Source organism: Nonomuraea sp. NPDC049480 (assembly GCF_044465905.1).
Classification (GTDB): Bacteria; Actinomycetota; Actinomycetes; order Streptosporangiales; family Streptosporangiaceae; genus Nonomuraea.
The window spans coordinates 650,675-672,299 of record NZ_JBITMD010000003.1 but is presented as its reverse complement, the minus strand read 5'-3'; the positions used below and the strand labels follow the sequence as shown (position 1 = coordinate 672,299).

General features: G+C 71.5%; 20 protein-coding genes and 1 pseudogene. 6 read left to right on the top strand and 15 right to left on the bottom strand.

Annotated features, from left to right (window positions below; all coding sequences use genetic code 11):
• Positions 1 to 123 precede the first annotated feature (123 nt).
• The 4 genes and pseudogenes from ACIBX3_RS12825 to ACIBX3_RS12810 all read right to left on the bottom strand — a co-directional run bounded on the left by ACIBX3_RS12825 (position 124) and on the right by ACIBX3_RS12810 (position 4,234).
• Entirely contained in the window at positions 124 to 1,671 is a 1,548-nt protein-coding gene (locus tag ACIBX3_RS12825) for a serine/threonine-protein kinase (RefSeq protein WP_397116209.1), read from the bottom strand.
• 175 nt (positions 1,672 to 1,846) lie between these two features.
• Positions 1,847 to 1,999: pseudogene (locus ACIBX3_RS12820) on the bottom strand (response regulator transcription factor); the annotation flags it as partial.
• 331 nt (positions 2,000 to 2,330) lie between these two features.
• Positions 2,331 to 3,167, bottom strand: a complete 837-nt coding sequence (locus ACIBX3_RS12815; RefSeq protein WP_397116207.1) for a siderophore-interacting protein — start codon at positions 3,165 to 3,167, stop codon at positions 2,331 to 2,333.
• Between the two features lie 89 nt (positions 3,168 to 3,256).
• Entirely contained in the window at positions 3,257 to 4,234 is a 978-nt protein-coding gene (locus tag ACIBX3_RS12810) for an alpha/beta hydrolase fold domain-containing protein (RefSeq protein WP_397116205.1), read from the bottom strand.
• Positions 4,235 to 4,339: 105 nt separating this feature from the next.
• Here ACIBX3_RS12810 and ACIBX3_RS12805 point away from each other — a divergent pair, with 105 nt between their 5' ends.
• Positions 4,340 to 4,735, top strand: coding sequence for a hypothetical protein (locus ACIBX3_RS12805; RefSeq protein ID WP_397116203.1), 396 nt, complete (start codon positions 4,340 to 4,342; stop codon positions 4,733 to 4,735).
• 55 nt (positions 4,736 to 4,790) lie between these two features.
• Here the strand turns inward: ACIBX3_RS12805 and ACIBX3_RS12800 are convergent, their stop codons facing one another.
• A complete protein-coding gene (locus ACIBX3_RS12800; RefSeq protein WP_397116201.1) occupies positions 4,791 to 5,504 on the bottom strand; it encodes a YcnI family protein in 714 nt (237 codons plus the stop codon).
• A gap of 46 nt (positions 5,505 to 5,550) precedes the next feature.
• Entirely contained in the window at positions 5,551 to 6,084 is a 534-nt protein-coding gene (locus ACIBX3_RS12795) for an MFS transporter (protein WP_397116199.1), read from the bottom strand.
• 122 nt (positions 6,085 to 6,206) lie between these two features.
• Here ACIBX3_RS12795 and ACIBX3_RS12790 point away from each other — a divergent pair, with 122 nt between their 5' ends.
• Positions 6,207 to 6,683: a hypothetical protein gene (locus ACIBX3_RS12790; protein ID WP_397116197.1), complete on the top strand. Its 477-nt coding sequence runs from the start codon at positions 6,207 to 6,209 to the stop codon at positions 6,681 to 6,683.
• Here ACIBX3_RS12790 and ACIBX3_RS12785 read toward each other — a convergent pair.
• The 6 genes from ACIBX3_RS12785 to ACIBX3_RS12760 all read right to left on the bottom strand — a co-directional run bounded on the left by ACIBX3_RS12785 (position 6,677) and on the right by ACIBX3_RS12760 (position 12,285).
• On the bottom strand, positions 6,677 to 7,426 hold the full coding sequence (locus ACIBX3_RS12785; RefSeq protein WP_397116195.1) for an ATP-binding cassette domain-containing protein: 750 nt from the start codon (positions 7,424 to 7,426) through the stop codon (positions 6,677 to 6,679). The two genes, ACIBX3_RS12790 and ACIBX3_RS12785, sit on opposite strands and share 7 nt — an antisense overlap.
• A gap of 2 nt (positions 7,427 to 7,428) precedes the next feature.
• Positions 7,429 to 8,217: an ABC transporter permease gene (locus tag ACIBX3_RS12780; RefSeq protein ID WP_397116194.1), complete on the bottom strand. Its 789-nt coding sequence runs from the start codon at positions 8,215 to 8,217 to the stop codon at positions 7,429 to 7,431.
• Entirely contained in the window at positions 8,210 to 9,025 is an 816-nt protein-coding gene (locus ACIBX3_RS12775) for an ABC transporter permease (protein ID WP_397116192.1), read from the bottom strand. The genes ACIBX3_RS12780 and ACIBX3_RS12775 overlap by 8 nt, the downstream gene beginning before the upstream one ends.
• 161 nt (positions 9,026 to 9,186) lie before the next feature.
• Positions 9,187 to 10,173, bottom strand: a complete 987-nt coding sequence (locus tag ACIBX3_RS12770) for an ABC transporter permease (RefSeq protein WP_397116190.1) — start codon at positions 10,171 to 10,173, stop codon at positions 9,187 to 9,189.
• A complete protein-coding gene (locus tag ACIBX3_RS12765; RefSeq protein ID WP_397116188.1) occupies positions 10,160 to 11,140 on the bottom strand; it encodes an ATP-binding cassette domain-containing protein in 981 nt (326 codons plus the stop codon). Before ACIBX3_RS12765 ends, ACIBX3_RS12770 begins: the two co-directional genes overlap by 14 nt.
• Positions 11,137 to 12,285: an outer membrane lipoprotein carrier protein LolA gene (locus tag ACIBX3_RS12760; RefSeq protein WP_397116186.1), complete on the bottom strand. Its 1,149-nt coding sequence runs from the start codon at positions 12,283 to 12,285 to the stop codon at positions 11,137 to 11,139. Before ACIBX3_RS12760 ends, ACIBX3_RS12765 begins: the two co-directional genes overlap by 4 nt.
• A gap of 127 nt (positions 12,286 to 12,412) precedes the next feature.
• On the opposite strand from ACIBX3_RS12760, the gene ACIBX3_RS12755 reads away from it, so the two are divergent.
• Both ACIBX3_RS12755 and ACIBX3_RS12750 read left to right on the top strand, forming a co-directional pair.
• Positions 12,413 to 13,087: a response regulator transcription factor gene (locus ACIBX3_RS12755; protein ID WP_397116184.1), complete on the top strand. Its 675-nt coding sequence runs from the start codon at positions 12,413 to 12,415 to the stop codon at positions 13,085 to 13,087.
• On the top strand, positions 13,080 to 14,426 hold the full coding sequence (locus ACIBX3_RS12750) for a sensor histidine kinase (protein WP_397116182.1): 1,347 nt from the start codon (positions 13,080 to 13,082) through the stop codon (positions 14,424 to 14,426). The genes ACIBX3_RS12755 and ACIBX3_RS12750 overlap by 8 nt, the downstream gene beginning before the upstream one ends.
• A 175-nt stretch (positions 14,427 to 14,601) precedes the next feature.
• Here ACIBX3_RS12750 and ACIBX3_RS12745 read toward each other — a convergent pair whose 3' ends face one another.
• Entirely contained in the window at positions 14,602 to 15,471 is an 870-nt protein-coding gene (locus ACIBX3_RS12745; RefSeq protein ID WP_397116180.1) for a LysR family transcriptional regulator, read from the bottom strand.
• Positions 15,472 to 15,739: 268 nt separating this feature from the next.
• Between ACIBX3_RS12745 and ACIBX3_RS12740 the strand changes: the two genes are divergently transcribed.
• Both ACIBX3_RS12740 and ACIBX3_RS12735 read left to right on the top strand, forming a co-directional pair.
• Positions 15,740 to 17,041 (top strand): neutral zinc metallopeptidase, encoded by a 1,302-nt coding sequence (locus tag ACIBX3_RS12740; RefSeq protein WP_397116178.1) that lies wholly within the window; start codon positions 15,740 to 15,742, stop codon positions 17,039 to 17,041.
• A 132-nt stretch (positions 17,042 to 17,173) separates the two neighbouring features.
• Positions 17,174 to 18,745 (top strand): LCP family protein, encoded by a 1,572-nt coding sequence (locus ACIBX3_RS12735; protein WP_397116176.1) that lies wholly within the window; start codon positions 17,174 to 17,176, stop codon positions 18,743 to 18,745.
• Between the two features lie 9 nt (positions 18,746 to 18,754).
• Here ACIBX3_RS12735 and ACIBX3_RS12730 read toward each other — a convergent pair whose 3' ends face one another.
• Both ACIBX3_RS12730 and ACIBX3_RS12725 read right to left on the bottom strand, forming a co-directional pair.
• Entirely contained in the window at positions 18,755 to 19,945 is a 1,191-nt protein-coding gene (locus ACIBX3_RS12730) for a cytochrome P450 (protein WP_397116174.1), read from the bottom strand.
• Positions 19,946 to 20,154: 209 nt separating this feature from the next.
• The gene (locus ACIBX3_RS12725; RefSeq protein ID WP_397116172.1) at positions 20,155 to 21,477 is read right to left on the bottom strand and encodes a hypothetical protein; all 1,323 of its coding nucleotides are present in this window, start codon (positions 21,475 to 21,477) and stop codon (positions 20,155 to 20,157) included.
• Positions 21,478 to 21,625: the final 148 nt, after the last annotated feature.

Here is a 21,625-nt window from a genome sequence, read left to right as displayed (position 1 = left end):
TCCGGGACTCCCTGGACCGCACGGAGGAGGACGGGGAGATGTTGCTGGAGATCGATCGTGAGAGCGGCGACGAGCAAACCACATGACCTGTTCCCGCCCCGCCCCGGACACGGTGGGCCGGGCTCAGGAACCGCCGGTGGCCGTCTCCGTCGGGGTGGTGGTGGCCGACGTGGAGGGGTCCGGTGACTCGCCGGGGCCGTCCTGCGGGATCGTCGTGATCGAACTGGACGGCTGCGGGCAGTCGCGCCGGGCCGCCGCGTTCGCGCGCCTGCGCGCCGCCGGATTCGCGCACTCCCCGGGATCGGGATCGCCGGGGTCGCCGGGGCCGCTCGTGTTCGACGGGCGGGTCGTGTCGTCCTTACGGTCCGGCGAGGTGCTGAGCACGGTGACCGGGGCCTTCGTACGGGTGTGCGTGACGAAGACCGTGGGCGTGGACGTGACGGGAGCCACGGTCGCCGCCGCCGTGGGCGGCAGGCCGCCGGTCGGGGTGACGGACGGCCGGCTGGTGGAGCCGGCGCTGCCCTGGGGCTGGACGACCGGCGGGTTGCCGGGCAGCAGCGAGCCACCCCCCACTCTCGTCGCGTCGACCCCCGAGGCCACGACCACCGTGACGGCCGCGATCGACACCGTGGCCAGGGCCGCGAAGGTGGCGTGCGACAGATGCGCCTCCGCCTTCGCCCGGCTCTTCCGCCGTGGGGCGGTGCCGGATTCCGGCTCGCCGGGCGGCGCGGCGAGGCGTGCCCTCCCTCCTCCGGGCGGATGGGGCACGGGCGTCCAGATCTTCCCGAGGACGTCCGCCACCGCCTGCCGCAGGTCCCAGGGATCGCCGACGCCGCCGGCGGCCAGCAACGCCCGCAGCAGGTCGGCGGCCGTGGGCCGGTCGGCGGGGTCCTTGGCCAGGGCGGCCTCGACGGCGGGCCGGAGCATGGCGGGCACGCCCTCCAGGCGCGGCGGGTCGAACAGGATGCGCCTGGTCAGCACATCCGCCTCCCCTCCGCCGAACGGATGGTGCCCCGACGCCGCGAACGCCACCAGGCACCCCCACGCGAACACGTCCGACGCCGGCATCGCGGGGCCGCCCGTCAGCCGCTCCGGCGCCACCCAGCCGGGGCTGCCCATGACCTGCCCGGCCTGCGTGTGCGCGGCGAGCGTGTCGACGTCGCGGGCGATGCCGAAGTCGATGACCCGCGGCCCGCGCGTGGACAGCAGCACGTTGCCGGGCTTGAGGTCCCGGTGCACGAGCCCCGCCTCGTGCACGGCGACCAGGGCCGCGGCGACGCCGAGCGCCACGCCGTAGGCCAGGTCGGGCGTGAGCGGCCCCCTGGCCATGACGACCTGGGAAAGGGCCGGACCGGGGATGTACTCGGTGACCAGATACGGGCGGTCCTCGTCGGCGCCGTCCTCCACGACCGCTGCCGTGCAAAAGGGCACCAATCTTCGCGAGAAAGCCACTTCCTCAGCGAAGCGCGCCCGTAACGTGGCATCGTTGAGATGCACCGCGTGCGGTGTCTTGAGCGCGACCAGGCCCCCTTGCGGGTGTTCGGCCAGATACACCACTCCCATCCCGCCCGTGCCGAGGCGGCCGAGGAGAAGGTATCGGCCGAAGATGACCGGGTCCCCCACCGTAAGCGGTCGCACCCCAGGAGGCATGCCGCCCTCACCACGCGCCATCCGGTTCGCCTCTCCTTGATCTGGACACGGCAAGCACACTGTGACCGGATCCGCGGAGGCTTTCCGCATGTCTTACATAAGGGGTATTGGAGGTAAGGCGGTCGTTTCTCCGGAGTGAGTAAACCGTGTGATCAGACGGTCTGAAGTGGCGTTTCGCCTCTCCTGCGCTCCGCGGCTAGAGGTCGCCGCGGACCCAGCGCGGCGTCACCAGCCCGGACTCGTACGCCACCACCACGGGCTGCGCCCTGTCGCGGGCGCCCAGCTTGCCCAGGATGCGGCTGACGTGCGTCTTCACCGTGGCGTGGCTGAGCACGAGCCGGTCGGCGATGTACGCGCGGTGGCTGCGGGACGCGGCGCCGAACGCGATCACCATGAGCAGCCAGCCGGTGATCATGACGATGTCGCCCGGCGGCATGGCCGACGTGATCTCCTGCCAGGCGGCCCCCGCCACCGCCACGGACCCGCAGGCCACCGCGATCAGCGGATGGGTCCGGTCGGCGACCGTGTAGAGCGCCACGATGCAGGCCACATGGATGGGCACCTCGGGGTAGCCGTTCGCGAAGTAGAGCGAGGTCAGCGCCACCGCGCCGCGCGGCCGCCACGAGAGCGCCATGGGTCCACCTTATGACGGGGAGGACCACCCCGCGGTGGCGGCGGGGTCAGCCGGCGACGGCGGCGGCCTCCTCGGCCTCCACCTCGCTGTTCCAGTCCCTCTTGACCGCGCGCCAGCCCTCGTCGTCCACCCCGGCCCGCCAGTACCCGGAGATCGACAGCCGGTCCATCCCGATCCCGCGGTCGATGCGCAGGTGACGGCGGAGCTGCTTGACGAACCCGGCCTCGCCGTGGACGAACGCGTGCACATTCCCCTCCGGGAACTCCAGCCCGCGTACCGCGTGGACCAGCAGCTCACCCACGGGCCGACCGTTGCGGTACAGCCAGGAGATCCGCGCGTCGGCGGCCGTGCCGAGCTTGAGCTCGTCCTCGGGCCCGTCCACCTCCACCAGGACGTGCGCGAGCGCCCCGTCCGGCAGCGTCTCCAGGGAGGCCGCGATGGCCGGCAGCGCGCTTTCGTCGCCCACCAGGAGATGCCAGTCCGCCTCGGGGTCGGGCGCGTAGCCACCGCCCGGGCCCAGCATCAGCACGACGTCACCCGGCCGCGCCCCTTCGGCCCACGGCCCGGCCAGGCCCTCGTCACCGTGGACGACGAAGTCGAGCGTCAGCTCGCGGGAGTCCGGGTCCCAGGCGCGCACGGTGTAGGTGCGCAGCCGCGGCCACAGCTCACGCGGCATCGTCTCGCGGCAGGCCTTCACGCTGAACGGCTCGGGATATTCGACACCCTCGTAGGGGAAGACGATCTTCACGTAGTGGTCGGTCAGTCCGGAGGTGGCGAAGTCGGCCAGCCCGTCGCCGCCGACCACGATCCGGATCATGTGCGGCGAGAGCCGCTCGGTTCGCAGGACGACGCCTCGGTGATGATCCGCGGGCTTGTCAGCCATGAAGAACTGCCCCCTGACAAAAGTTAGGTATGGCTAACCTTATACGCTTCCGGGCGTGCACCGCCAGTCGGGGCCGGATCTTCGCCGGATCAGGCGGCCGCCGTGTCGTCCACCAACCCGGGGCGGGCGCCGACCGCGGCGAGGAAGCGCGCCATGTGCCGGAACGCCAGCCGCGCCTCGGGAAGCACGTCCGCCAATATGGGGAACACATGCGGCATGCGCCGCCATTCCTCGTATCTGACGAGAACCCCGTCGCGACGCGCCCGTTCGGCCACCCGCCGGGCCTCGTCACGCAGGACCTCGGTGGACCCCGTCACGATCATGAGTGGCGGCAGTCCCGTGAAATCCCCGTGCACCGGCGAGACCAGCGGATCGCGCGGGTCCAGCCCCGAGGTCCACCGGCGGGCCAGCCACCGCACCCGGCTGGCCGGCAGGAGGGGGTCCTGCCAGCGGTTCGCGCGGCGCGGGATGTCGGTCAGGTCCGCCCAGGGCGACAGGCAGATCGCGGCCGCGGGCAGCGGCAACCCCCGGTCCCGCAGCGCCAGCAGGGTCGCCAGCGTCAGATGGCCGCCGGCGGAGTCGCCCGCGAGGATGATGTCCTCGGGGGCGTGGCCGCGCCGCAGCAGGCAGTCGTACGCGTCCAGGGCGTCGGCCAGCGAATCGGCGAGCTTGTGGACCGGACCCTGGCGGTAGTCGAGCGCCAGGACCGGCCGCCTGGCCACCACCGACAGCCGCCACGTGATGGACCGGTGCGTCCGCGGCGAGCACGAGAAATAACCGCCGCCATGGAAGTACAGCACCGCCTTGCGTTCATCGAGCCCCTGGCCGCCGCGCACCCACTCGCCTCCGCAGTCCGAGAACGCCGCCGGCACGATCGTGACGTGTGCCGGATGTGGCACCTGGACCAGGCGCGTGACCTCGCCGATGCGAGCCGCCCCGACCAGCGCGAGCGGATGGCGCATCAAGAGCGTGGACGCCGGTTTCAAGGTCCCGCGCATCAGACCGGTCAGCGCGCGGGCCTGCCAGCTCAAGGGGTACTCGGGAACCGCATCCCCGTCGATCTGCATTTCGACCCTCCGAAGACTCTCCTTCCCCGTAGAGGCGGTTCCTACCGGCCAGTAAGTATCTCATCGCTTACGCGGACATTTCGGCGTTGTGTCACGCTGGTGCACATGTCCGGATATTCGGGGACTCCGCTGCCGCGCAAACTCGGCGTCAAGCCAGGTCACCGGGTCCTGGCCGTGGACGCCCCGGACGGTCTCCCTCTGGGAGAGCCCGAAGCGGAGGTGCACCGGACCGCGGACGAGGACCCGTACGACGTCATCCTCGTCTTCTGCCCGGACTCCGCCGCGCTCCACGAGTCCTTTCCCGCCGCCAAGGGCCGCCTGGTCAAGAACGGCGGCCTCTGGGTGTGCTGGCCCAAGCGCTCCAGCAAGGTCCCCACGGACCTGTCGGAGAACCCGATCCGCGACTACGGCCTGTCCCTGGGCCTGGTGGACAACAAAGTCGCCGCCATCGACGCGACCTGGTCGGGCCTGCGTTTCGTCTACCGCATCGCCGACCGCTGACCACCATGTGCCCGGCGTCCGGCAGACGAGCACCCGGACGCCGGGCAGGGGAGGGTCAGGCGGTGGGGCGGCGGCGGAGTCCCATGGCGCCGATGATGACGCCGGCGACGCCCACTGCCAGCCCCGCTCCGCCCAGCAGCCGGGCGGTGCCGTCGGTGGAGGACGTGCCCGCGGCCACCGGGGTCGTCGCCGGCGAGGCGGGTGCCGCCGCCGAGGCGGTGCCGTGCGAGCCCGACGTGGCGGCGGGGACGAGCTTGAGCAGCGGAGCCGGGTGCTCGGGCTCCGTCCCGTCCGCCTTCGGGGCCTCCGACCAGTCCACGACCTCACCGTTCGAGTACGTCTGCTTGGTCGGGAACATCAGCTGCCCCGTGTCCTTGGGCAGTTGCCCCATGGACACCTCGAACTCCTGGAACTCCCCCGGATTGATCTTGCCTCCCGACCATACGACCTTGGTGACGGCCTCCTCCAGGTCGCCGTACTCGGTCTTGACCGGCTTGGGCAGCTTGCTCTCCGTCACCTTCACCTCCCACCCGGGCAAGGGCTTGACCGACACGAAGGCCAGCGGGTGGTCAGTGGGGAAGGAGACTTCGATCTTGGTGGTCGAGGCGTTGTCGCGCTCGTTGGGGACCCGGAACGCGACCTTGGTGAACCCGCCCTGCTCGGCGGTCCCCGGCTGGATGGTGACGTGGGCCAGCGCGGGCAGCGCGAGCCCGGCGGTGAGGACCGCGGTGGCGGCGAGCACGGTCGCGGCACGGCGTACGAAGGACATGGCGGAACTCCACTTGGCTGAATGAGGAAAAAGGGGTGTCAGACGATCAGGCGGGAAGTGGAGGACCACGCCTGGCCAGGCAGTGCCGGAACCCCGGCTGGAGCGGGACGATCCGGGTGAAGACGATCGGCGCGGACGGCCGCACGGCGGGCACCGCGACGAGGTGGAGCAGGACGAGCCGGCGGCCGAGGCGGCGCAGCAGCGCCCAGAGCGCGGCCTCGCCGCGTGCCAGCCATTGGCCGGTGATCATGGTGGCCGTCACGTGGGCGAGCAGCATGCCGACGTTGACCGCCAGGCCTTCCCCGTGCCCGTGCACCGAGACATAGGCCGTGTCGTCGCCCGCGAACAGCTCGTGCAGCCCGAGCTGCGCCAGGACCAGCACGACGTTGATCGTCGTGGTCGAGCGCTCCCTGCCGCACAGCGCCAGCCCCAGCCCGGCCACCGCCGCCAGCCCGAGCCCCGCGACCCATGGTGCGGGCCCGGAGCCGCCGCCCACCACATGGGCGAGCACGGCGAGGGTCACACAGACGGCGGAGAAGGCGGCCGTCCGTGCGAGCCGGAGGGGGAGTTGCGCACGCATGGGTGTGCCACATGGTCTCACGGGGCAGGGGTGTCATGAGACCTCGAGTTCACAATGCCTGGTCGGTACACAACATTTGTCGCTATGGTCGTGCCGATCGCGTTGACATAGAGGTGAGAGCGTTGCGGCACTTGGCTGGGTTGTTCATCGGGCTTGTGGTTACCGTCGCCGTGCTCGGAGGCGGCGGCTGGGCTGTGCAACAGGCTGTCGGGAACGCCGCGGCGACACCGCCGGACAGCACGAAGATGTGGATCGCGCTCGGCGCGATGGCCGCGGTCGGACTGGTCTTCGGGCTCGTGGTGGCGGGCCGGGTCTCGCCGCTCGCGACGTTCGTGCCGTCCATGGTCCTGCTGGCGTGGACGGTCGTCTACGCGCTCGACATGAACCAGGCGCTTTCCCTGATTCCCGCCGAGCCGTCGGTGAACCAGATCGTCAGAGAGGCCGGGCAAGGCGCCAGGACCCTCCTGACGACGGGCGTGCTGGCCCTGATGGGCGTGGCGCTGTTCATCCCGGTGCTGATGCCGTCGCGCTGGTCGCGTCAGCGCGACGACGTCGACGAGGACTACGAGGCCGCGCCGGAGGGCAGCGGCTACTACTGAGCCGCACTGCCCGTGTAGAGGCGGGTGACGACGTCCTCGATCGTGGACTGGCCGGGCGCGGTGGCCATCAGCTCCTCCAGCGTCCCGTCGAACGCCAGCCGCCCGTGGTCGATCAGCATCACCCGGCGGCACAGGCGTTCGATGTCGCCGAGGTCATGCGTGGTCAGCAGCACGGTCGTGCCCCGCTCGGCGTTGATCCGCCGCAGGAAATCCCGGATGCCGGCCTTGCTCACCACGTCCAGCCCGATCGTGGGCTCGTCCAGCACCAGCACGTCCGGCGCGTGCAGCAGCGCCGCCGCCAGGTCGCCGCGCATGCGCTGCCCCAGGCTGAGCTGCCGCACCGGCGTCCGCAGGAACGCGCCCAGGTCGAGCGTCTGCGTCAGCTCGTCCAGCCGCGACCTGAACGCGTCGCGGTCGACCTTGTACAGCAGCCGGATCAGCTCGAAGCTGTCGGCGAGCGGCAGGTCCCACCACAGCGTCGTACGTTGCCCGAACACCACCCCGATCCGCCGCGCCAGCGTGGTGCGCCGGCGCGACGGGTCGAGCCCGGCCACGCGCACCCGGCCGGAGGTGGGCGTGAGGATGCCGCACAACATCTTGATCGTGGTGGACTTGCCCGCGCCGTTGGGCCCGAGACAGCCGACGAACTCTCCCGCCGGCACGGTGAACGACAGATCGCGTACGGCGTGGACGACATTCCTCTTCACCTTGAACGAACGTCCCACCCGGTCGAGCTCGATCATCCTCAACTCCCCGTTGATCGGTAGTGCCTGATGCCCTGCCGCCAGGCCAGCACGGCGAGCAGGGCGAGGACCAGCGCGGCGGCCGGTCCGAGGAACCGCATGAACTCCGGCGTGCCGAAGGGATCGTCCCTGCCCAGGACGTACAGGCCGGGCTGCCAGTTGATGAAGGCCAGCGGGAACACGTACGTGACGCCGCTGACCAGGTCGCGGCCGTAGATGCTGAGCGGGTACTGGCTGAGCTGGTGGCTGCCGTAGGTGAGGGAGCTGCTCACCTCCGGCGCGTCGGTCAGCGCGAACTGCAGCGCCCCGGCCAGCGTCCACAACGACGTGAAGATGACCACGCCGGTGACCACCATGACGGGGATCATCCAGGCGCGGCGGACGTCGAGGCCGAGCGCGGTCACGGCGTAGCCGAGCACGGCGGAGGCCTGCAGCACCCGTCCCAGCCGGTTGGCGGTGAAGCGGTCGGTGGCGAGCTGGATCCACGCGCTGACCGGCCTGATCAGGAACGTGTCCAGCGTGCCGGCCTTGATGTGCTGGCTCACCCTGTCGATGTTGCTGACGAACATGTCGCAGAGGGTGAAGGCGACGCTGGAGGTGCCGTACAGGAAGAGGACCTCCTCGCGGGAGAACCCGGCGAGGCTGGTGGTGTTGGCGAAGACGACCAGGATGACGGCCACGTCGAGGCCCGTCACGAGCAGGCCGCCCACGGCCATCGCCCAGAAGGAGACCGGGTAGGCCGCGGCGGCGCGGGTCCAGGTCCAGGCCAGCAGGAAGTATGTCCTAACCACCCTGGATCACCACCTTGTGGCGGATCGCCCTGGTGCCGAGCGCGCCGAGCCCGAGCAGGACCGCCGCCCAGAACGCCTGGAAGGCGAGGGTCTCCAGGACCGGGGCCTTGCCGAGGTAGAGGTCGGTCGGCATCTGGACCATGGCCGCCCACGGCAGCGCCGTGACCAGGTCGCCGAGCCGGCCGGGGAAGATGTGCAGGGGCACCATCATGCCGCTGAAGAAGGTCGTCAGCACCAGGGACAGCACCACCACACCGCGGTCGTCGACCAGCCAGCAGACCGACAGCGCGATCAGGTAGCGCCAGCCGAAGCTGGCCACGACCGCGATGGCGAAACCGGTCAGGAACGCCGCCCACCGGCCGGGGTCGGCGGGCACGACGATGCCGAACAACGCCGCGCCCAGCACCATCGGCGGGAGGCCGCGGACGATGAACAGGTACGCGGCCCGGCCCACGTCCTCGGCCAGCGACCAGAGCTGGAGCGAGGCCGGGCGGACCAGGTCGAGCGCGATGTCGCCGCTGCGGATGCGCTCGGGGATGGACAGCCCGCCGCCGAACAGCTGCATCGGCCCGATGAACGCCTGGGTGATGAAGCAGTAGGTGATGGCGTCGGCGATGTCGTAGCCGGCCAGCCCGGGACGGGCCTGCCACAGTGCGATGAGGATGTAGGCGCGCAGGACGCCGAACACGCTGTTGGTGAACGCGCCGGCGACCGCCGCCCAGACGTAGGTGGCGTGCTTGCGGAAGCCGTACCGGACAAGCCGGGCATAGAGCGGTATGGTTTTGCACCTCCGGATGTGTGAGGACACGGCTACGCGCCGTGTCCGGACCCATGCACGGGTCTGCCGCCACAAAGGAGGAAATTATCGGCCGCCTGCTCGGCGGTCCGCAACGCAATAAACCGGGCCGAGGAACGCGGGCGAGCGCCGTCCCGCGGGCGCGGGCGGCGCTCGTGCCGGGTGTCAGGGCGTCAGGAGGTGATGTCCTTGCCGGAGAAGCGGGCCCACGCGATCGAGCCGAACAACGCGATGTACGCCCCGAAGGTCAGCAGCCCGTCCCGCAGCGCCCCCGTGTCGATCGGGCTGCGCAGCACCGCGTCGAAGTCGGTGAACCGGGTCGGCAGCAGGTACGGCGTGATCGGCGCGAGGTCCGGGATCGCGCGCAGCACCTGGCAGATGATGATCAGTACCATGGTCCCGGCGATGGCCCCGATGGGCACTTCGGTGAACGTCGACAGCGCCAGCGCGACGGCCGCCAGCGCCGCCATGCCCGCCCCCACGTACCCGATGGTGATGAGGATGCGCAGCAACCCGTCGGCCACCGAGATGGTGGTGCCGGACAGCAGCGTCACGGACCCGCCCGGGAACAGGATCAGCCCGGTCAGCAGCGCGGACAGCGCGACCACGGCGGTGGCCGCGTAGGCGAAGACGACCGCGTTCAGGTATTTCACCGCCAGCAGCCGCGTCCGCCCCGCCGGCGCGGCCAGCAGGTAGCGCAGCGTCCCCTGGCCCGCCTCCCCCGCGACCGAGTCGCCCGCGACCACGCTGACCGCCACCGGCATCAGCAGCAGGACGAGGAAGGAGAACGACAGGAACGTCAGCATGAGGCTGTTGCCCATGACGTCCTGGATGATGCCGCTCATCTCCGCGTCGTCCCCGGAGCCGGCGGCCAGCCGCAGCCCCACGCCGAGCAGGATCGGCACGGCGCCGAGCACGGCCAGCAGCGCCAGGTTGCGCGGCCGGCGGAACGTCAGTCCCAGCTCCGAGCCGAGCAGCCGCCAGAACGCCCACGTTCCTCTGGCGGGCGGCGGCTGCGGCGAGGCGAGCACCTCGGGCGGCTGCCGTTCGGCGCTGCGCATGGTCTCCGCCACGGGAACCAGCCCAGGCGTGCGCCGGTTCTCCGTCGGCGAAGGGAGCGGAGCTCCCGAGCCGATCAGATCGGTGTCAGCCGTCGACATCGAATCCCTCCCCGGTCAGCCCGACGAACACGTCCTCGAGGCTCGGCCGCACGACCGCCAGCCCCCGTACGGCCACACCCTGCCCCACCAGCGCGGCGTTGATCTCCTCGGGCGCGTGCCCGCCCAGCTCGGCGGTCACCTCACCCTCGCCCGCCCGCACGTCGGCCAGGCCGAGCGCGCCGATCACCCGCGTGGCGTCGGCCACGTCCGGCGTCTCCACCTTGACGCGGGCGACGAGGCCGCTGCTCAGCGAGGCGATCGTGCCCTGCGCCACCAGCCTGCCGGTACGCATGATCGCCGCATGCGTGCACATCTGCTCGACCTCGCCCAGCAGATGGGAGGAGACGAAGACGGTGGTGCCGTCGGCGGCGATCTCCTTGACCAGCGCGCGGACCTCGCGGGTGCCCTGCGGGTCGAGTCCGTTGGTCGGCTCGTCCAGGATGAGCAGCTCGCGCGGCCCGAGCAGCGCGGCGGCGATGGCCAGGCGCTGGCGCATGCCGAGCGAGTAGTTGCGGTAGCGCTTGCCCGCGGCCGCCGACAGGCCCACGCGTTCGAGCGCCTCGGCGATGCGCCGCTTGGCGGTGGCTCCCCGCGCTGTCGGGTCGGCGGCGTCGAAGCGCATGAGGTTGGCCGCGCCGGACAGGTACGGGTAGAACGCCGGTCCCTCGACCAGCGCCCCCACCCGCGGCAGGGCCTGGGCGGGCGGCAGGCCGAGCACGGAGTATTCGCCGGCCGTGGGCGTGACCAGGCCGAGCAGCATACGGATCGTGGTGGTCTTCCCCGAGCCGTTGGGCCCGAGGAAGCCGAACACCGCGCCGCGCGGCACGGCCAGGTCCAGCGCGTCCACGGCGATCTGGCCGCCGCGGAAGCGCTTGGTCAGGCCGTGCGTGACGATGGCGGCCGAGTCCGGCCCCGAGGGCGGGGCCGCCCCGAAGGGCGCCCCCGCTTCCAGCGTGATGGCGGTCACTTGGTGCCCGCCGCCTTGGTGATCTCCTCGGGGGTGACCGCGCCGACCAGGAGGCGGCCGTCGTCGGTCAGCAGGGCGGTGACGAGCTTGGTCTTGATCAGCTTGCCGGAGCCCCACGTGCCGCTCACCGGGGTGGCGGACTTCAGCACGGTGTCGAGCATCGCGGCCGCGTTGCCGCCGTCCTCCGATCCCTGAGTGGCCTGGGCCTGCAGGTCGGACAGTTTGAACGGCACGACGGCCACCCGCGCCCAGCCCTCGCCGACGAACTTGGCCCCGTTCGCCACGTCGGCGGCGTGCTCGGCGCGCTGCTCGGCCTTCTCGCCGACGCCGTTCTCGCCGAGCGTGGCCTCCTCCACCTTGGCGCCCGCGGGCGGGGTGAAGGTGAAGTTCTCGGCCGCCGGCGGGGTGAACGTCACCTGGGTGAAGCCCACCTGGTACGCCGGCTCCGCCGATCCCTTGGCGAACAGCTGCACCTGGAGCGGCACGTACGTCTCGCCGTCGAGCGCGATGCGTACCTCCTGCACCAGCGAGCCCTCCGCCTTGGGCGCCAGCACGAGCTGGTAGGCCGGGCGGCCCGCCACCTCGGCCGTGTTGATCACCCGGACGTCGGTGTGCTCGTCGACCTCGGTCAGCAGCCGCTCCGCCGCCGCCTGCGGCGTCAGATCGGTCGGCTGCGGCGTGGGCGTGACGGGCTTCTGCCCCGTCCCGGCCTTGATCGTCAGCTTGGTCGCGGTGTTGGTGGCGCTGTCCCAGTACCAGGCCTGGTCGCCGTTGACGATCAGGTTGGTCTCGTTCAGCTGGGTCGGCATGGCCACGCGCATCTTGTTCTCGCCGCCGTACCAGACCTTCACCTCGTGCGAGCCGGACAGCAGGCTGAGCGGCGACGTGGCGCCACCGCCGCCGGTCTGCGGCAGCGCCGGCAGGCCGAGCGACGCCGTCTGCTGGACGGTGCCGGACATCGGCGCGATGCCCTGCGACTTGCTGGTCGCCGCCACGGCGTCGGCCAGCAGCTGCTGGGCCGAGCGCTCCGGCAGCACGGGCTCGCCGCTCACCGCGGCTATGACGGGGCCGGCGCCGATCGCTGCTCCGATCACGGCCGCCGCCGCGATCGGTACCCCCCACCTCACGAACGTGCCTCTGCGCATCTCACTCCTTAACGGTATGTCGATGTACACAGCCTGCGTCGTGCATCCTTAGGCGGACCTGAGACAGTCTGAGACTGCTCTCAGCCTTCTCAGGGTGGTCTCAGGCACTGGACGGGAGAATCAGCACATGAGGGTACTTGTCGTCGAGGACGAGCGGCGCATGGCGGCGGCGTTGCAGCGCGGGCTCCAGGCGGAGGGTTTCGCCGTGGACCTCGCCCACGACGGCGAGCAGGGACTGCACGCGGCCCGGCAGGGCGACTACGACGTCGTGGTGCTCGACATCATGCTGCCGAGGCTGTCGGGCTACAACGTGTGCAAGCAGTTGCGCGCGGAGGAGAACTGGGTGCCGATCCTCATGTTGTCGGCCAAGGACGGCGAGTACGACATGGCCGACGGGCTCGACCTGGGGGCCGACGACTACCTGACCAAGCCGTTCTCGTACGTGGTGCTGGTGGCCAGGCTGCGGGCGTTGCTGCGGCGCGACGCGGGACGGCGGCCGGCGGTGCTGACGGCCGGCGACCTGTCGCTGGACCCGGCGCGGCGCAGGGTGGAGCGGGGCGGCACCTCGGTGGAGCTGACGCCGCGCGAGTTCGCGCTGCTCGAGTACCTGATGCGCAGGCGCGACGAGGTGGTGTCGAAGTCGGAGATCCTCGAGCACGTGTGGGACACCTTCGACACCGACCCGAACGTGGTCGAGGTGTACGTCGGCTACCTGCGCCGCAAGATCGACGCCCCGTTCGGCAGGAACGCGCTGCAGACCGTCCGCGGCGCCGGCTACCGGCTGGCGGGCGACGGTGGCTGAGTCCCCGCTCGTGTGGTGGCGCCGCCAGGGATTGCGTTTCAGGCTCACCGTGGCGGCCGCCGCGGTGCTCGCGCTGGCGCTCGCCCTGTCGGCGTCGGTGCTGCTCAGCGTGCTCGACCGGGCCCTGATGGACACCGTGGACGAGAGCACCAGGAGGCAGGCCGACGCCGTGCGCGTGGCCGCCGACGCCGGCACGCTGACCAGCCCCATCACCACCCACGACGGCACGATCGTGCAGGTCGTCGACGCCCGGGGCCGGATCACGCACGTCACGTACGGCACGGACCGGCTGGTGCCCCTGCTGGACGCCGCGGCCAGGGCCAGGGCCCTGCGCGGCGGGCAGGCCATACTGCTGGACGGGCGGCCGTACGCGGTCCCCGGCTTCCTGCGGGTGGTCGTGCTCAGCGCGGACCGCGGGCAGACGGTGATCGCGGCCAGGCCCATCACCGAGATCCAGACCAGCCTCGGCACGGCCGGGCGGGTCCTGCTGGTCGGCACGCCCGCGCTGGTCGTCCTGCTCGCCGTGGCGAGCTGGATCATGATCGGCCGGACCCTGCGCCCGATCGCCGCGCTGCGCAGGGTCGCGGCCGACATCACGCACACCGCCAGGTCGCGCCGGCTGCCGGTGCCGCAGTCGCGCGACGAGGTGCACTCGCTGGCCACCACGCTCAACGGCATGCTGGCCCGGCTGGAGGACGCCGAGCAGCGCCAGCGCGCTCTGGTCTCCGACGCCGCGCACGAGCTGCGCAGCCCGCTGGCCAGCATCCGGCTGCAGTTGGAGGTGGCGCTCGGCCACCCCGAGGGCCAGGACTGGGTGGAGACGGCCGAGGGCGTGCTGGAGGACACGATGCGGTTGTCCAGGCTGGCCGAGGACCTGCTGGCGCTGGCCCGGCTGGACGAGCGCGGCGGTGTCCCGGCCAGGAGCGAGCCGGTGCACCTCGACGAGGTGGTGCGCCAGACCGCCGACCGTTACGGCGAGGCGCGCCTGACCGCCTGCGACCCGGTCGTGGTCCGCGGCGACGCGCTCGACCTGAGCAGGGTCCTGACGAACCTCATGGACAACGCGGTACGCCACACCTCCTCCAAGGTGGAGGTCGTGCTGACCGCCGACGGCGTGCTGACCGTGACCGACGACGGGCCCGGTATCCCGGAGCAGGACCGAGATCGCGTGTTCAACCGCTTCACCAGGCTCGACTCCGGGCGCAGCCGCGACGAGGGCGGCGCCGGGCTCGGGCTGGCGATCGTACGGGAGACCGTGCGCGCCCACGGCGGCACGGTCTCGCTGGAGGACGCCGCACCGGGACTGCGCGTCGTGGTGCGGCTCCCCGTCTCCCGCTGAGCACGACGTGGCCGCAGACCGCGGCACGGCCGGCTGCTGAGTGCTGGAGATCGCCGCCTGTGGGCCGCTGTCCCACGACCCGGCGGAAGAGGCGGCAGGCGGGTTCCGGCGGGGTGCTGGGGATCAGCGCGGTTCGGGGGGTGGTAGTCGGATCATGGAGCGTTCCGAAAAGTGGTCAGGCGGCTGTCCCCTTTTCGGCGGTGGCCAGGAAGTCCTGGGCGATCATCGGCAGGCGGCGACGGGCGTGCACCACGGCGATGACGCGGCGCACGGCGGGTTCGAGCGAGCGCACCACCAGGCCCGCGCGTGCGGCCTGCTCGGCCATGCCGCGGTACCACAGCAGTGAGGCCTGGCCGGCGCGGACCGCGTTCAGCCAGCCGTTGCGCTCGTCGGTTTCGAGCACGACCACCGGGGTCACCGCGTACTTGCCGAACATCGCGTCGAGCTCCCTGCGCCGGGTGCTGCCGCGGGCCGGCAGCGCCAGGCGCATGCCGTGCAGCTTGCCCATCGGCACCGGATTGGGCAGGTCGAGCCCGGGCGGGGAGATCAGCACGATCTCCTGGCGTTCGAGCGGGTGGGTGATGAGGTCGGCGGGCACGGGCAGATCGGTGAGCCCGAGATCGGCTCGCTGATCCCGGATGGCGGTGACGACGCCCTCGCGGCCGTCGCAACGCACGATCTGAACGCGTACACCGGGGTGCTCGGCCGCGTAGGCGGGCAGCAGCCGCCCCGCGAGTCCGGGCTCGAGGCTGGGCGTCGAGGCGATGCGAAGCTCCGCCTCGGTGACGCCGCCGTGGTTGGCCAGGCCCTCGATCTCGTGGACGGCGTCGAGCGCCTCCCGTGCCAGCTTGACCACCCGCCGGCCCTGTGCGGTGACGACCACGCCACGGCCGGAACGGGCGAAGAGGGTCATGCCGAGCTCTCGCTCGAGATCGCGGATCGCGCGGGAAAGCGCAGGCTGCGCGATGTACAGCGACCTGGCCGCGTCGGTCATGGTGCGGTGCTCCGCAGTCGCGACCACATAGCGGAGCTGCTGGAGATTCATGCCAATGAAGCTAGGACACAGCCCGGTCCGCGGACCGGGAGATAACCGAGATCACCTCGAATGATTTCGGACTGTAACCGAGTGCTGCTACATCCGTGACGGGTGATAAATGAGTATGCTTTTGCCCCAAATTTGCTAAGGGTCCGTCAAGTCGCGGGACAAAGCTAGTCATTCCAGGCAGACGGGTGAACGGGGAGACACGGTGACAGGGAACGGGCAATATCCGCCCCCGCCCCAGGGGCCAGGACAGCCACACAGGCCACCGTCCTTGCCGTGGCCGCCGCCGGGCCACCGCGAGCCGCAGCGCCAGGGCGGGCAGCCGTACGCGCCGCCGCCCCAGGGACAGCCGCCCTACCCGCAGGGGCAGCCGCCCTACCCGCAGGGTGCTCCCCCGCAGGGCGGGCCGTACCCGCCGCCCGGTTCCCGCGACGGGCGCACGCGCACGTTCGCGCCGGAGCCCCCGCCACCCCCGCCGCCCCCGCCGCCTCCTCCACCGTACGGCCGGCAGTGGCAGCCGCCCCCTCCCCCGCCACCGCCGCCTCCGATGCCGCCGCGGCAGTGGCACCAGCCGCCGCGCAGGAAGTCCGGCATGGGCGTCGCCGGGGTGCTCGGCATCGTGTTCGGGTCGATGGCGGCGCTGTTCGCGCTGATCGTCGTGGGCGCGGCGATGCTCAAGGCCTCGTCGCGGTCGGAGACGACGAATCCGATCGCGATCCCGACGTACGAGCCGCCGTCGCGTGACACCGACCGTCCCGACCCCTTCCCGACGCGGACACGGGAGACCGAGAAGCCCGACGAGCCGGACACGACGGTCACGCCGCCGAAACAGGTCACGCTCAACACGAGCCTGAAGAACAACACCGTCTACCGCGCGGGCGCGCTGCCACGGCTCAACTGCCCGGCCGGCAACGTCAACATCTTCAGCGACAGCCAGCTCAAAGCACTGATCCTGAAGACCGGCAAATGCATGGACCGGGCCTGGCGGCCGATCCTGGAGCGGCAGGGGATCCCGTTCCGGCCGCCGGGGTACGCCATCGCGGCCAGACGCGGCAGGGGCGCCTGCGGCGACTACCCGCACGCCGGCAGCATCGTGCCGTACTACTGCCCGCGCAACAGCACGATCTACGCCTCGACCTCGGCCATGGCCCGCGGCAACGGCAACTCCCGCGGCTACGGGCAGATCATCTCCTGGCACGGCGGCATCATCAGCATGATGGCCCACGAGTACGGCCACCACGTGCAGAACATCACGGGCCTGATGAACTCCTGGTGGAGCAGCACTCTGGATTCCTCCAGCCAGAGCGGCAAGCTGGCGCTCAGCCGGCGGCTGGAACTGCAGGCGACCTGCTTCGGCGGCATGTGGATGCGGTCGGTCGCGGGATCGTATCCGGTGAACACGGTCAACCGCGCCCGGCTGTTCTCGTTCTACGCCCAGGTGGGCGACTACCCCGGCTATCCGCGCGACCACGGCACCCCCGCGAACAACAATCGCTGGTTCCGTCAGGGGTGGCTGCGGAGCAAGGCGTACCAGTGCAACACGTGGCTGGCGCCGCCCTCCGCGACCTCCTGAAATGCACGTGGTGTTCATCTCATGTTGAGTACATGTCTCTGATGTCCATATATGGGGACTAGAATCCTGGCAATCTTGTGCCCAACGGGGGGCAACGACGGTTTTGCCTGGTAGGCATGTAAAGGAGCCGGTGTGAGCAAGCGCGATGGGGTCGGCACCGTGCTAGGAGGCAGGAAAAAGCGCCCCGCGCGCCGCCCGCGCCCGGCATCGGGCGGCTCGGGCGCCTCCGGCTCCCGCGCTCCGCGCTTCGCCAAACCGCTGACGACAGCCTCCGTACTCGGCTGGACCGCCCTGTCCGCCCTCGTGCCCGGCGCCGCGCACCTGCGCGCCGGGCATCGCCGTACCGGGATGATCCTCATCAGCGTGTACGCGGTGGCGCTGCTGGGAGCCCTGGCCTTCGCCCTGACCCGCGAGGATCTCGTAGCGAGCCTCACGTCCTTCGCCGGCGACGGGATGCAGATCACGGTGATCGTCGTGGCCTCCGCGTTCGCGCTCGGGTGGTTCGCGCTCATGGTCACCTCGTACGTGGCGCTCGGCCCGAACCGGCTGAACCAGCAGGGCCAGGTGGTGACCGGCATCATCGTGGGCGTGCTGTGCGTGGCGGTCATGTCGCCGTTCGCACTGGCGGCCGGCTACGTGCAGACCCTCCGGAACGCGATCGGCGACATCTTCCCCTCCTCGCCCGACTCCGACGGGCCGCCCATCGCCAAGAACCCCGACAACCCGTGGGGCAGCCGTACCCGGGTGAACTTCCTGCTCGTCGGCGGCGACGCGGCGGGCAACCGCACCGGCGTGCGGACCGACAGCATGAACGTGGCCAGCGTGGACCTCAAGACCGGCAACACGGTCCTGTTCAGCCTGCCGCGCAACCTCCAGCACGTACGCTTCCCGCCGTCCTCGCCGCTGGCCAGGCAGTTCCCCAACGGGTTCATGGCCGAGCTGCCGAACGGCGGCCTGCTCAACGAGGTCTGGCAGTACGCCAACGACCACCCGGAGATCATGGGCGGCAAGAACAAGGGCCCCCGGGCGCTGATGGACGCCGTCGGCTACACCCTGGACCTCAAGATCGACTACTACGCCCTGATCAACATGTACGGCTTCGCGGCGCTGGTCGACGCCATCGGCGGCCTGAAGATCCGCGTCGAGCAGGACGTCCGGTGGGGCGGCCTCTACGGCACCGCGGGCACGATCAAGGCGGGCTACCGGAAGCTGACCGGCGAGCAGGCCCTCTGGTACGGGCGCTCCCGCGTGAACAGCGACGACTTCTCCCGCATGGGCCGCCAGCGCTGCGTCATCGGCGCCTTCGCCCAGCAGGCCACCCCCGCCGTCATCCTGACGAACTTCAACAAGATCGCCGGCGCGGCCAAGCGCATGGCACAGACGAACATCCCGCAGCAGCTCGTGCAGCCGCTGGCGGAGGTGGCCGTCAAGGTCAAGGATGCCAAGATCACGAGCCTGCAGTTCGTGCCGCCGGCGTTCTGGCCGGGCAGCGCGGACTGGGTGAAGATCCGCCAGGCCACGAAGAAGGCGATCAACGCCTCGATGCGCCCGCCCAAGCAGGCCCAGACGGCCGGCGTGAGCGCCTCGCCCAGCGTCACGGGGCCGACGCCGGCGAAGACCCGCGCCGCCGGTCCCACGCAGACCCCGACCCGCAACAGCCAGAAGGCCGACGCCGAGTCCGTGGATGAGCTGTGCGGCCTCTGACGACGACCGTCACACCACGACGGGAAGCGACCGCGGGCCTCTGACGGTCAGGCTGGCCCGCCACCGCAGTCGCTCGGGCGGCACGGCCAGGGCCAGCCCGGGCAGGCGGCGTACGACCCCGCTCAGGGCCGCCCGGCCCGTCATCCGGGCGAGCTGGGCGCCGAGGCAGAAGTGGGGCCCGTGACCGAAGCTCAGGTGGCCGGCGGCGTCCTCCCGGGTGATGTCCAGCCGGTCCGGCTCGGGAAAGCGCCCGGGATCCCGGTTGGCCGCCCCCAGCGCCACCAGGATCGGCCGCCCGGCGGGCACGTGCTCGCCGCCCAGCTCCATCGGCTCCGTGGCGAACCGCCAGGTCGCCCGCTCGACGGGGCTGTCGTACCGCAGGAGCTCCTCCACGGCCTGATCCACGAGCTCGGGACGCTCGCGCAGCAGACGGAGCTGGTCCGGCTGCCGGAGCAGCGTGCAGACGCCCAGCCCGACGAGCCCGACCGTCGTCTCGTATCCGGCCACCAGCAGCAGGAAGATCATCGCCATCATCTCGGCCTCGCCCAGCCGCTCCCCGTCGTCGGCGGCGGCCGTTATCGCGCTGATGACGTCGTCCCCCGGCGCGCGCCGCTTGGCCGCGACCAGCTCGCCCACGTAGGTGCCCAGCCGCCCCAGCGCCTCCGGCCGGGCGTCGCCGTCCTCGTCGGACGAGACGACGGCCGTGGTCCACCGCTGGAAGTCCGTACGGTCGGCCGCGGGCACCCCGAGCACGTCGCAGAGGGTGGCGAGCTGGAGCGGCGAGGCGAAATCCGCGATCAGATCGGCTTCGGCCCGCCCCTGGAGGCCGTCGATGAGCGCGTCCACCCGGCGTTCGATCCGCGGCCGCAGGGCGTCCAGCCTTCCCGGCGTGAAGTAGCGGGAGACCACGCGCCGCAGCCGGGTGTGCTCGGGCGGATCCGTGGTGAGCAGGTGGGTGCCGAGGCCTGAGCGGTCCTCCAGCGGCCGCCCGCGCCCCGCCTCCTGCCAGTCGGGCGGCGCCACGCGCGGGTCCTTGCTGAGCCTGGGATCGGCGAGCGCGGCGCGGGCGTCGTCGTACCGGGTCACGAGCCACCCGTACAGCCCGCTGCGCAGATCCACCCGCCGCAGCCCACCCGACTCCCGCCACCGGGCGTATACCGGGTACGGATCGGCCGGCGCCCCTTCCTGCCCGGACGGCATGTCTCTCCTCCCGTTCACGGTTCCGGCGCATCCGGCGCACCGGAACTCTCGTGATCCAACCCCATACTCGCGTCCGGCCGCTCATACCGGAACCCGGGCTTTCCACCTGCGTTCGCGGCGCCGGCGTCGTGCTGCCGGGGTGACCTCATGACTTCGAACCATGGTGCGGGTGCGGGAGGCGCCGCGCGGTGCGCCCCCCGCACCCGGCTCTACTTGGCGAGCTGCCCCAGGATCCACTCGGCCAGCGTCGCGGTCACCTTGCCGTGCTCGGAGTTGTCGGAGTCGCAGTGGTAGTCGTCGAGCTGGCTCTGCTCCGGCGACAGGGCGGTGATGTCGGTGTAGAGGTCGACCGGCCACTCCACCGGGTCGTACCGGAGGGCGACGGCGCTCACCGAGGGCACGAAACAGGCCGAACGGTACCGGTTCTCGATCGGCGCCCCGAGCCGGTCGGCGACCATCCCGTACGAGGGCAGCGTCCCGCCCGGCGCGCCGTCGAACGCCGGGACGTCGCTGGTGTAGCTCCTGCTCTCCCACATCGGCGCCGCCCGCATGCCGCCGACCAGGCTGTTGACGCCGCGTTCCGGCTGGGTGCGGACGGTCGCCGCGACGACGCCCTCCAGCGCGCTCCACTCGAACGCGTGCTTGTCGGGCGGCACGTTCCTGCCGGTGCCGTCGGCGGCGCCGTTGGCCACCCCGAGCTTGCGCGGCCGGGTGGGGAACCAGCCCGCGCGCCGCAGGTCCTCCAGGAACTCGACGCGCAGCGGGCTGGCGGTGGCGACGGGTCCCGAGTAGCGGTCGCTCTCGACCCACGCCCACAACGTCTGCTGCGCGGCGGGGCTGCTGATCAGGCCGGCCTGGCCGGCCGGGGCCAGGCGCTGGGAGAAGTACGCGAGCTGCTGCAGGATGAGCGGGATCCACGCGCCGTTGTGCGGAGAGTCGTAGGACAGGTACGTCGCGGTCTGGTGGTCCTCGCCGCGCGTCTCCATCTCGGCCAGCGCGTACCTGGTGATCAGCCCGCCCACGCCGACCCCGGCGGCGATCAGGGGCGCGTCGCCGGCCCGCTCGGTGACGGCCCGGCGGACGCACGCCGCCGCCACGCCCGCGTTGGCCTGGATGTGGGTGTGCCGGACGTCGAACCCGAGCAGCACGACGTCGATGCCCTGCGCGAGCAGCTGGCCGAGCAGGCGGTTGCGCTCGGGCGGGTACGGCGCGTCGAGCCGGTTCCACAACGCGGCCAGGTCACTGGGCCCGTGGTCGAACCCGTCAGCGATGATCATCGGCCGGACGAGCCGGTCGTGGCCCGCGCCGTAGTGGACGGCGGCGCTTCCCGTGGCGGTCCGTCCCCGATGGGACCAGGCGGAGGTGAGCGCCCATTCGGTGTCGGGAACGCGTGCCTGCCCGGCCGTCCCCGGCGTCGCGAACAACATTCCCTTGGGGAGCGCCTCGGCGACCTGATCCGCGCGGCCGGCGGGCACCGGCTCCTCCCGCAGGACACGCTCGACGTCGATCCTGGCCGCCCCTTGTGTCGCCATGATTATTCACCTTTTCTCGCGGGTTTACCGGACGTCACCCCCGATACTCACGCCTCCTTTCGAAAAGACCACTTTCCCTTTTCGCATTCAACGACCCATGCGATTGCCGCATGCCGGTATCTCCAGCTCACCTCGCATTCCCCGACAA